The sequence below is a fragment of the Herbaspirillum sp. Sphag64 genome (assembly GCF_014192645.1).
Taxonomy (GTDB): domain Bacteria; phylum Pseudomonadota; class Gammaproteobacteria; order Burkholderiales; family Burkholderiaceae_D; genus Herbaspirillum.
This window is the reverse complement of record NZ_JACHYE010000033.1, coordinates 1-2,143: the sequence shown is the minus strand read 5'-3', so window position 1 is coordinate 2,143 and position 2,143 is coordinate 1. Positions and strand designations below refer to the sequence as shown.

Genomic DNA, 2,143 nt, shown 5'->3' with positions numbered 1-2,143 from the left:
GTTTCTGGGTTTCAGCATGCCCTCGGTGAACGCCTACTACTTCCTGTTCCTGCTGCTGTGCATCGGCGTGATCTTCTTCTCCACCCGCCTGCAGGATTCGCGTCTGGGCCGAGCCTGGGTCGCGATTCGCGAAGATGAAATTGCCGCCAAGGCGATGGGTATCAACACCCGCAACGTCAAGCTGCTAGCGTTTGCCATGGGCGCCTCGTTTGGTGGGATTGCCGGTGCCATGTTTGGCTCCTTCCAAGGCTTTGTGTCGCCCGAATCGTTCTCCCTGACCGAATCGATTGCGGTGCTGGCCATGGTGGTGCTGGGTGGTATTGGACACATTCCCGGCGTGGTACTGGGAGGGATCATTCTGGCGGCCTTGCCGGAAGTACTGCGTCACGTGGTCGAACCGCTGCAGATGAGCCTGTTCGGTAAAGTCTGGATCGATGCCGAAGTACTGCGTCAATTGCTCTACGGACTGGCCATGGTGGTGATCATGCTCACGCGTCCGGCCGGCTTGTGGCCCTCGCCCAAGCATGAAGACCGTCCCGAAGCCGACCACCCGCACGGCGAACCCGCCGCCGACGTAGTCAAAGCCTAACCATCATCGACGCCACCAGAGGAATGAACATGAGCAACACCCTGTTGAAAATCGCCGATGTCAGCAAACGATTCGGCGGCCTGCAAGCCCTGTCAGGCGTTAGCCTGAAGATTGACGAAGGCCAGATTTACGGCCTGATCGGCCCCAACGGCGCCGGCAAGACCACCTTCTTCAACGTCATCACCGGCCTATACCAACCCGACACCGGCAGCTTCGAGCTGGCCGGCAAGCCCTATTCGCCAAGCGCACCGCATGCAGTCGCCAAGGCCGGGATTGCCCGCACCTTCCAGAACATCCGCCTGTTTGGCGACATGACGGTCCTGGAAAACGTCATGGTCGGCTGCCATGTACGCACCAAGCAAACCTTGCTGGGCGCCGTCTTACGTCACAAGGCAGCCCGTGACGAAGAAGCTGCCATTCGCGAGAAATCGCAACAGCTGCTGGATTTCGTCGGCATTGGTAAATTCGCTGCCCGCACGGCCCGCCACCTGTCCTATGGTGACCAGCGCCGCCTCGAGATTGCCCGCGCGCTAGCGACCGAACCACAACTGCTGGCACTGGATGAACCGGCTGCCGGCATGAACGCCACCGAAAAATTAGGTCTACGCGAATTGCTGGTGAAGATTCAGGCAGAAGGCAAGACCGTGCTGCTCATTGAGCACGACGTCAAACTGATGATGGGCCTATGCGATCGTCTGACGGTACTGGACTACGGCAAGCCGATTGCCGAAGGCGTACCGGCTGACATCCAAAAGAATCCCGCGGTGATTGAAGCCTATTTGGGCGCTTCTCACTAATCACTCAGGAAAAAAGTCAGGACAAACGACAATGACAAAGAACATTCTTAAAATTGAAGACCTCAATGTTGCCTATGGCGGCATTAAAGCGGTCAAGGGCGCCAGCCTGGAAGTCAACGAAGGCGAGCTGGTCACGCTGATCGGTGCTAACGGTGCCGGCAAGACGACGACCTTGAAAGCCATCACTGGTACGCTGCCGCAATGCAAGGTCAGTGGTCACATCAGCTACCTGGGTCAACCGTTGAAGGGGCAAAGCTCGTTCAATCTGGTCGAGCAAAAGCTGGCGATGGTCCCAGAAGGACGGGGCGTCTTTACGCGCATGAGCATTCTGGAAAACCTGCTCATGGGCGCGTACACCAGCAATGACAAGGCGCAGATCGAGGCGGACATTGAGCACTGGTTCACCGTGTTCCCGCGCTTGAAGGAGCGATCGGCGCAGATGGCCGGTACCTTGTCGGGCGGCGAACAGCAGATGCTGGCGATGGCACGTGCATTGATGAGCCATCCGAAGCTGTTGTTGCTGGATGAACCGTCGATGGGCTTGTCGCCGATCATGGTGGAAAAGATCTTTGAGGTGATCCGTAATGTGTCGGCACAGGGCATCACGATCCTGCTGGTGGAGCAGAACGCCAAACTGGCGCTGCAGGCGGCACACCGTGGTTATGTGATGGAGTCGGGCCTGATTACGATGAATGGCCTGGCCAAGGACATGCTCGATGATCCGCGCGTGAAGGCGGCTTATTTGGGGGAGGGGTGA

3 protein-coding genes are annotated in these 2,143 nt (G+C 58.1%); all 3 read left to right on the top strand.

From position 1 onward, the window contains the following. Positions 1-589, top strand: a 589-nt coding sequence (locus tag FHW66_RS21075) for a branched-chain amino acid ABC transporter permease (RefSeq protein WP_255459093.1), incomplete at its 5' end; no start/stop codon positions are given. A 29-nt stretch (positions 590-618) separates the two neighbouring features. Beyond that, positions 619-1,386, top strand: coding sequence for an ABC transporter ATP-binding protein (locus FHW66_RS20640; RefSeq protein ID WP_183381707.1), 768 nt, complete (start codon positions 619-621; stop codon positions 1,384-1,386). 31 nt (positions 1,387-1,417) lie between these two features. Beyond that, complete coding sequence (locus FHW66_RS20635; protein ID WP_183381706.1) at positions 1,418-2,143, top strand: ABC transporter ATP-binding protein; 726 nt, start codon at positions 1,418-1,420, stop codon at positions 2,141-2,143.